Here is an 8,644-nt window from a genome sequence, read left to right as displayed (position 1 = left end):
CTGCCCACCCGCGCCGAGGACGTCCCCGCCGCGTTCGCCGAGCGGTTCAACAGCGGCGACGCCGACGCCGTACGCGAGCTGTACGAGGCGCGGGCCGCCTTCGTGCCCGAGACCGGAGCCGCCGTGCACGGCAGCGCGGAGATCGCCGCCGCCAACGGCCCCTTCCTCGCCCTCGGCCTGCCGATCTCGGTGACGCCCCGGCACGTGCACGTCGCCGGTGACATCGCGCTCCTCGTCGTCGACTGGGAGATCGGCCAGGGCGTGGTGCGCTCCACCGCCACGGACGTGGCACGACGCGGCGCCGACGGATACTGGCGATACGTGATCGACAGTCCCTTCGGCGCCGCGCCGGGGGTCAACGCACTAGCCGGGCAAGATCACTTGCCGTAGAACGCGTTGTAGATCGACAGCGTCGACTTGTTCCCCTTCTTGTCCGTGATCTTGGCGTGGAAGGAGATCCCCTCACCCTTCGCGGGGTTCTTCACCGAGATCTTCCCGTTGACCACCTTGACCTGCTTCCAGGTCTGGCCGTAGTCGTAGGAGACGTAGGCGTAGAGGGACTTGAGGTTCGCACCCGCCGCCGAGCCCTGGACCGTGACCGGCACGGACTGGGTCTTGCCGGCCTCCGCCCTGCTGCGCAGGTCGACCGCCGGGCTGAACCGCGCCACGGAGACGGGGAGCTTGGCGCTCGCCACCTTCTTGGAGCGGAACTTGAAGCTCGCGTCGATCCGGGTGGAGGCCGCGGCCACCTTCACGGAGCGCTTGACGGACGTCTTCAGCTCGTACGCCGCGTCACCCGACGACACCTTGAACGGCTCGCCGACCAGCGGGCTGTCGTTCTCGCCGACCTTGGTGCCGTTGCGGTACAGCGTCGACTTCGCCGAGGTGTAGAGCGAGGAGCCCGCGTGGTTCTTGCCGTCCGCGAAGAGCGGCAGGTAACCCACGATCTCGTTGTCGTTGCGGAAGACGCCGTAGTCGCCGCCGATACGCGGACCGAAGACCGCCGTGTTGAAGGTCTTCTCGTAGCTCTGACCCGCCTTGAAGACCTGCGGGGCACCCAGCGAGTAGGCCGCGTCGACGATGGGCCAGCCGTCGGGGGTGGTCCCCGCCTGCTGCTCCATGTCCAGGCTCCACTCCACCTTGTCCACGGTGGACAGGTGCAGCGTCCGCGTGGAGGGCAGCGGCCGCGGAATGCCGAGCGAGGAACCGCTCGAACTGCCGGGGACGTAGCCGAAGGCGTTGAGCGCGCCCTTCTTGCCCGAGCTCGACGCGCCCAGGTTCACCTTCACCTTGGCAAGCTCGCTCGCCTTGAAGTGCTTGGTGTAACCGGTCGCGACCTGCTTGACCTTGCGGCCGGTGACGACGTTGTACTCGGTGTCCTCACCCTTGGTCCAGTGCCCGTCCCACTGCTGGAACAGGGAGCCGTCGGTGACCTGCGGACCCTGGTGCTTCGTACGGAAGTTGGCGTACGAGTCGAGGAACCAGCCGAAGCTGTAGCCCACGTCCGGGGTGTCGATGCTGTAGTCCGGAGCCGCGAACTCCATCTTGGCGCCCTCGGCGGGCACGGTGATGTCCACCGGCTTCGTCGTGCGCGCGTCCAGCGTCACCGTGGTGTCCTTGGTGACGCTCAGCTTCGGCTGCGCGATCCAGTCGGCACCCTTGGTGAAGTCCGCCGGGTCGACGAAGATCCCGGAGTTCAGGATGTAACCGCCCTTGGGCACCCGGACCTTGACGGTGCCGGAGGCGTCGAACGGGTCGTAGGACTTGTTCTTGGCGAGCCCGGTGACGCCTTCGAGGTCGGCGTCGTAGGACTTGGCCGGAGCGCCGTCCCGTCCGATGACCTTCAGCGTCAGGTCGTAGGACTCCACCTCGTTGTCGACCACGGCGGCGGTCCGCACGGACTGCCCGCCGCCGGTCGCCACCACGTACGCGGAGTACGTGCCGTCCAGCGCGGCACCGCGCTTGGGGTCGGCGGTCAGGTCGACCGAGGCCGAGCCGCCCGCGGGGACGGTCACCTTCTTCGCGCCGAGGGCGAAGAAGCCGGCCGGGGCCGTGCGGCCCTTCGGGTCCTTGCCGGAGACGGTCAGGTCGAGGGTGACGGCGTCCTTGCCGATGTTCTTGTACGTGACCTTCTTGGTGACCGGCTTGTCGTCGGCGTGCGGCCACTGCTGCGTGCCGAAGTTCACCGAGACCGGCTCGGCGAACACGCTCTGCTTGATGGCCTTGTCGACGGCGATACGGCCCGAGCCCTGCTGGAACGGCGTGTACTTGCCGTCCTTCGTGGACGCGGTCAGGGCGCCCTTCAGCTCGGCGTACTTCCAGTCGGGGTGCTGCTGCTTGAGCAGCGCGGCGGCGCCCGCGACGTGCGGGGTCGCCATCGACGTACCGGAGATCGTCAGATAGCCCGCGGGGTTCTGGCCGACCTCCTGGTCGATGATGCTGCCCGGCGCGGCGGCCGCGGTGATGTCCACACCCGGGGCCGTCACATCGGGCTTGATCGCGCCGTCGCCGGCCCGCGGACCCTGGCTGGAGAAGTCCGCCAGCTTGTCGTCACCGTCGACCGCGCCGACGGTCAGCGCGGAGTCCGCGCTGCCCGGGGAGCCGACGGAGCCGGGCTCGCCGTCGTTGCCGGCGGCGATCGCGAAGAGGACGCCCTTCTCCGCGGAGAGCTTGTCGACCTGGGCCTCCAGCGGGTCGACACCGGGGGTGTCACCGCCGCCGAGGCTGAGGTTGACGATGTCGGCGCCCTCGGCGACCGCCCAGTCCATGGCGGCGATGATGCCGGAGTCCTCGCCGTAGCCGTCGTCGCCGAGGACCTTGCCGTTGAGGAGCTTGGCGGCGGGCGCGACGCCCTTGAACTTGCCGCCCGACTTCGCGCCCGTACCGGCCGCGGTGGACGCGACGTGCGTGCCGTGGCCGTAGCGGTCCTTGGCGTCCGGGGACGGCGTGAAGTTCTTCTCCGCCACCACCTGGTCCTTGAGGTCCGGGTGGGTGGCGTCGACGCCGGTGTCCAGGACGGCGATCTTCACGCCCTTGCCGTCGTACCCGGCGGCCCAGGCCTTGTCGGCGCCGATCTGCTTGACGCTCTTGTCGAGGCGCGCCTTGCGGACGCCGTCGAGCCAGACGTGGCCGACGCCGGAAGCGGCGCTACGGGCGTCGCCCTTGCCGCTGGTGAGGGCCGCCCACAGGTCGGCGGCGTCGCTCTTGGGCGTGGTGACCGCGTCCGCGTTCAGCGACTTCAGGGTCCTGCGGACCGTGGTGTCACCGGCGGAGCGGACGTCGGCCTTGGCGCCGGCCGCGGCTCCCTTGTAGCCGACGATGAGCTTGAGGCCCTTCTTCTGGGCCGCTCGGTTGCGCTTGCTGTTCAGCTCGGTGACGTCGAACAGCCGCTGGTCGATCTTGCCGTCGGCTATCAGCCGCTGCGCGTCGGCGGGTATCAGCAGCGTGTGTCCGCCGCTGCGCCGCACCTGCACGGGTATGTGCTCGCGCCCCTTGGCCCGCTCCAGGCCGACCACGCGGCCCTTGGCGTCGACGACGGCCCGGTCACCGGTGATCAGCGTGATGCGGTGGCTGCCGACGGCCTTGCCCGCCGTGCCCTGCGCACCGATCACGTCCCCCGCGGGTACCGGCTCCGCTGCCGCCGGGCTGGTCATGCCCGCCGCAAGCGCCACGGCGACCGCCGCGGCGACACTGGCCCCGCACGCTCTCTTCACTTGTCTGTGCAAGTCTCCCCCTGGAGGTTCAGGGGCTGTCGCCCCTCGTGGAGCGAAGTATGCACAGAGCCGAACATCTGCTCAATAGTGGGGAGTAAGTGGAGAGTTGGTACGGGTGCGTTTTCGGGCCGCACCCCTTTCGGGATGCGGGCCGAGTTCCTGCCTGTCGTGCTGTCGTTTCCGCCGTACGACCGTGTGGGGTCAGACGGCGGAGCCGGCCTTCCACTGCGCCCAGTCCATGTTCCAGCCGTTGAGGCCGTTGTCCGGGGCGATGGTCTTGTCGCCGGTGTTGCGGACGTCGACGACGTCACCGGTGATGGTGTTGTCGAAGAACCACGCGCCGGGCTTGCTCTTGTCGCCCGCGCCCTTGGCGTCCTCGAGACCGATGCAGCCGTGGCTGGTGTTGGCGTTGCCGAAGATGGACGGCGAGCCCCAGTAGTTGCCGTGGATGAAGGTGCCCGACGAGGACAGGCGCATGGCGTGCGGCACGTCCTTGATGTCGTACTCGCCCTTGCCGTCGCCGTCCTTGAAGCCGACGGTCGCGCCGTCCATGCGGGTCTCCTTGAACATCTCGGAGATCACCATCTTGCCGTTGTACGTCTTGTTCTCCGGCGAGCCCGCGGAGATCGGGATGGTCTTGATGACCTTGCCGTCCCGGGTGACCTTCATCGTCTTCGTCTTGGCGTCGACGATGGAGACCTGGTTGCGCCCGATCTTGAACTGGACGGTCTTCTGCTGGACGCCGTAGACACCGTCGGCACCCTCGACGCCGTCGAGGCTCATCTTGAGCGTGACGGTGGAGTTGCCCTTCCAGTAGTCCTCGGGGCGGAAGTCCAGGCGGTTGTTGCCGAACCAGTGGCCGGAGATCTCCTGGCCGCTGGTGGACGACACCTTGATCGCGGACTGGACTTCCTTCTTGTTCGTGATGCCCTTGTCGAAGTTGATCGACACGGGCATGCCGACGCCGACCGTGGAGCCGTCCTCCGGCGTGAAGTTGCCGATGAAGCTGTTGGCCTGCGAGACGGTCGTGAACGCGGAGTTCTCGTGCGCCTTGCGGCCCTCGGAGTCCGTGGCGGTCGCCGAGATCTTGTACTTCGTGGCGCGCTCCAGCTGGGCGCCGGGCTGCCAGCTCTTCTTGTCAGCGGATATCTGACCGGCCACGGCCTTGCCGTCGGCGGACTTCATCGTCACGGCGGTGAGCGTGCCGTCGCTGACCGTGACCTTGGCCGCGCTGTTGATGCTGGCGTTGCCGGAGCCGTTCTTCGGCGCGATCTTGATCTGGGCGGCGGAGGTCTTCTTGGCCGCCGCCTCGTCGACCTGGTTCTGCGACTCCTTGCCGCCGGAGGCCTTGTCGCCGTCGTCGCCGTTGCACGCCGAGAGCACGAGCACGCCGCCGACGAGTGCGGACACGGCCGCCAGGCCCTTGCGTCCACGCCCAGGCTTGCGACGCCTACTGTCCGTCATCACACGCATCTCCATAGTTGCCGAATCCCCGAATGTGGCCGGATGCCCGAATGCCGGGTACCCGGACCAGCCCCGAGAGTCCCTCGTCACCCGCATAACGTCCTGCCCGGTTCGTCCCGTTCCACTACCGCGCCGGGTGTGGGGAACACCACCCCGGCGGTACTGGAACCGCCCCCGGTCCCCACTCTGCTGCATGGGAGGGCCCACGGGAAAACCGATCATCACGCGGGGCAGGACAACGGGACCCCGGACGGCGGTCGCTGTCCGGGGTCCCCGATTCCGGATCGTCCAATCCGGTTCGCGCCGCCGGCTTACACCAACTCGTCGTCCTCGTCGTCATCATCCTCGTCCGGGTCCCAGTCCGGCGAATCGGGGTCGTAGTCGACCATCTCGCTGCTCCACGAGGCCTGCGTCAGCTCGATCCCGGGGACCGCGCTGACCAGGTCGAACGGATCCACCAGATAGGCGAGCGCCTCGGCGCCGTCCTCCTTGACGGCGGCCTCGGCGTGCGCGCGCTCCTCGGCGGGCATCCGCTCGTCCTCCGCGATGCGCCCCAGCGCCGCGCCGGTCAGCTTTCCGGCGTCATCGATCTCGACCACCATTTCGACCCGCAGTCGCACAAACCGTGATGTCTCGTCTCCAGTCATATGACGGAGCGTACGGCCCGGCTCCCCCGCGACTTTCCCGCGACCCGCGCCTTTCACTACCATCGGCCCACACGGCCAATTCGCCAGCACCACAAGGGGGATCCGATTCCGTGTCCGCACGTCGATCCATGCTGACCGCCACCGCCGCAGGAGCCCTCCTCGGCGCCTTGTGGTTCGTCCCCTCCGCGAACGCGACCTCTCCCGGGTCGCACGAGACGGCCCGGGACGACAGGCCCACGACCTCGGCAGCAGCACCTCACCACGAGACGACCGCGTCCACCGGCCGCCTCGCGGACACCGGCAGCTTCGACACGACTCCGTACGTGATCGGCGGCACGGCGTTCCTCGGCCTGGGAGCGGGCTTCGTCGCCTACTCCGTACGCAGAGAACGGCCGGCCGGGGCGCGCGGCGCGGCGTTCTGAACGGCGGCCCGGCCATCGCCCCACCCTGGGACATCCTGCTGATCGGGGGCGCGTCCGGCATCGGCAAGAGCCGGGTCGCCGCCGAACTGGCCGAGGAGGCGAAGGCGTTCGTCGTCGAGTTCGACGACGTGGTCGGCGCGGTCCAGGCGATCACCACGGCCGAGGGGCACCCGGGGCTCCACCGTTTCGACGGCCTCGACGTCTCCCGGCTCTCCCCGCAGTGGATCCTGGACGCGCAGATCGCCACCGCCGAGGCCCTGGACCCCGCGCTCCTGGGGGTCGTACGCAACCGCCTGACCGTCGACGTGCCCGCGGTGATCGAGGGCGACTACCTCACGCCCGCGGCCGCGGTGCTCGCCATGCGCGAGGGCGCCGGGGCCGGGCGCGAGGTGCGGGCCGTCTTCCTCCATGAGGGCGACCCGCTCCGGATCGCGGCCAACTACGCCTGCCGGGAGCCCGACAGCGGGGACCAGTCCGCGCGCGCCGAGGTCAGCGCCGCGTACTCCCACTGGCTCGCCCGGCAGGCGGCCATGCGCGCGCTGCCCGTGGTCGACGCGCGCCCCTGGACCACGCTCACCCGCCGCATCCGGCAGGCCCTGCGCGAGGGCCCGCCGGTCTGAGTGCGGCTAGGCCAGCGGGCCGGTGACCGGCTCCACGGCCGCGAGCAGCGCGCCCGAGCGGACGAACGCGTCCGCCGCCGCCAGGTCCGGGGCGAGGAAGCGGTCCGGGCCCGGGCCCTCGACGCCCGCCTTGCGGGCCGCCTCGATGACCGCGCGGGTGGCGGGGGCCGGGGTGAGGCCCTCGCGCAGCTCGACGGCGCGGGTCGCGGCATACAGCTCGATGGCCACAATGCGGGTCAAGTTGGAGACGGCCGTACGCAGTTTGCGCGCCGCCGACCAGCCCATGGAGACGTGGTCCTCCTGCATGGCGGAGGACGGGATGGAGTCGGCGGAGGCGGGGACCGCGAGCCGCTTCATCTCGCTGACCAGGGCCGCCTGCGTGTACTGGGCGATCATCAGACCCGAGTCGACCCCGGCGTCGTCCGCGAGGAAGGGCGGCAGGCCGTGCGAGCGGTTCTTGTCGAGGAGGCGGTCGGTGCGGCGTTCGGCGATCGAGCCGAGGTCGGCGGCGGCGATCGCGAGGAAGTCGAGGACGTACGCGACCGGGGCGCCGTGGAAGTTGCCGTTGGACTCCACGCGGCCGTCGGGCAGCACGACGGGGTTGTCGACCGCGGCGGCCAGCTCGCGCTCGGCGACCGTGCGGGCGTGCGCCATGGTGTCGCGTCCGGCGCCCGCGACCTGCGGGGCGCAGCGCACCGAGTACGCGTCCTGCACGCGCGGGGCGTCGTCCTGGTGGTGGCCGGTGAGGCCCGAACCGGCGAGGACCGCGAGCATGTTGGCGGCGGAAGCGGCCTGGCCGGGGTGCGGGCGGATGGCGTGCAGCTCGGGGGCGAGGACCTTGTCCGTGCCGAGCAGGGCTTCGAGGGTGAGGGCCGCGGTGACGTCGGCCGACTTGTAGAGCTTCTCCAGGTCGGCGAGGGCCATGATGAGCATGCCCAGCATGCCGTCGGTGCCGTTGAGGAGGGCGAGGCCCTCCTTCTCGCGCAGCTCGACCGGGGTGATGCCGTGCGCGGCGAGCAGCTCACCGGCGGGCCTCAGCTCGCCGTCGGGGCCCTCGGCGTCGCCCTCGCCCATCAGCGTCAGCGCGCAGTGGCTGAGGGGGGCGAGGTCGCCGGAGCAGCCGAGCGAGCCGTATTCGTGGACGACCGGGGTGATGCCGGCGTTGAGCACGTCGGCCATCGTCTGCGCGACCTCGGGGCGTACGCCGGTGTGGCCCGAGCAGACCGTCTTCAGGCGCAGGAACATCAGCGCGCGGACCACCTCGCGCTCCACGCGCGGGCCCATGCCCGCGGCGTGCGAGCGGACGATGTTGCGCTGGAGCTGGGCGCGCAGGTCGGGGCCGATGTGGCGGCTCGCCAGGGCTCCGAAGCCGGTGGAGACGCCGTAGACGGGGTCGGGCTTGGCCGCGAGCGCGTCGACGATCTCCCGGGAGGCGGCGAGGGCGGTCCGCGCCTCGTCACTCAGTTCGATGCGGGCGTTCCCGCGCGCGACGGCGACGACATCCGCCGCGGTCGTCCCGGACGTCCCAAGGGTCACGGTGCCCACGCTGTGCATATCCATATTCAGCAGCGTACGGATTGAATCGCCAGGTGTCACGGGTGGATACGGCCGGGACCACTTACGCGACGGACACGGCACGCCCGGGGCGTCCAGCCCGGAGCGCCCCGGCCCCTGAAACGGGCGGAGCACCCCCTGGTCCCGCCCCGCCGAACCGAGCAGGCGGCCCGGCGGGACCGGGCCTCGCCCCGCCTGCCGCGCCACCGCGGACGTATGTACCT

The 8,644-nt window shown here is 70.3% G+C and carries 7 protein-coding genes; 3 read left to right on the top strand and 4 right to left on the bottom strand.

The annotated features are described in order from the left end of the window. A partial coding sequence (locus GKQ77_RS21490; RefSeq protein ID WP_308117741.1) for a YybH family protein occupies window positions 1–390 on the top strand: 390 nt, incomplete at its 5' end. On the opposite strand, the gene GKQ77_RS21485 is transcribed toward GKQ77_RS21490, so the two are convergent. From GKQ77_RS21485 to GKQ77_RS21475, 3 genes are all read right to left on the bottom strand, one after another. Further along, window positions 378–3,713: a S8 family peptidase gene (locus GKQ77_RS21485; protein ID WP_219690557.1), complete on the bottom strand. Its 3,336-nt coding sequence runs from the start codon at window positions 3,711–3,713 to the stop codon at window positions 378–380. The two genes, GKQ77_RS21490 and GKQ77_RS21485, sit on opposite strands and share 13 nt — an antisense overlap. Before the next feature lie 201 nt (window positions 3,714–3,914). Beyond that, window positions 3,915–5,177, bottom strand: coding sequence for a L,D-transpeptidase (locus tag GKQ77_RS21480; protein WP_219690556.1), 1,263 nt, complete (start codon window positions 5,175–5,177; stop codon window positions 3,915–3,917). Between the two features lie 311 nt (window positions 5,178–5,488). Continuing rightward, window positions 5,489–5,824 carry a hypothetical protein gene (locus GKQ77_RS21475; RefSeq protein WP_219690555.1) on the bottom strand — a complete coding sequence of 112 codons (336 nt, stop codon included), beginning with the start codon at window positions 5,822–5,824 and terminating at the stop codon, window positions 5,489–5,491. Window positions 5,825–5,952: 128 nt separating this feature from the next. Between GKQ77_RS21475 and GKQ77_RS21470 the strand changes: the two genes are divergently transcribed. Beyond that, window positions 5,953–6,246 (top strand): LPXTG cell wall anchor domain-containing protein, encoded by a 294-nt coding sequence (locus GKQ77_RS21470; protein ID WP_219690560.1) that lies wholly within the window; start codon window positions 5,953–5,955, stop codon window positions 6,244–6,246. Window positions 6,247–6,374: 128 nt separating this feature from the next. Continuing rightward, complete coding sequence (locus tag GKQ77_RS21465; protein ID WP_219690554.1) at window positions 6,375–6,866, top strand: hypothetical protein; 492 nt, start codon at window positions 6,375–6,377, stop codon at window positions 6,864–6,866. 6 nt (window positions 6,867–6,872) lie between these two features. Here GKQ77_RS21465 and hutH read toward each other — a convergent pair whose 3' ends face one another. After that, window positions 6,873–8,411: a histidine ammonia-lyase gene (gene hutH, locus GKQ77_RS21460; protein ID WP_372459946.1), complete on the bottom strand. Its 1,539-nt coding sequence runs from the start codon at window positions 8,409–8,411 to the stop codon at window positions 6,873–6,875. Window positions 8,412–8,644 lie beyond the last annotated feature (233 nt).

It is taken from the genome of Streptomyces anatolicus (assembly GCF_019400875.1).
Lineage (GTDB): Bacteria > Actinomycetota > Actinomycetes > Streptomycetales > Streptomycetaceae > Streptomyces > Streptomyces anatolicus.
The sequence above is the reverse complement of the archived record's forward strand: the minus strand, read 5'-3'. Positions and strand labels throughout refer to the sequence as shown.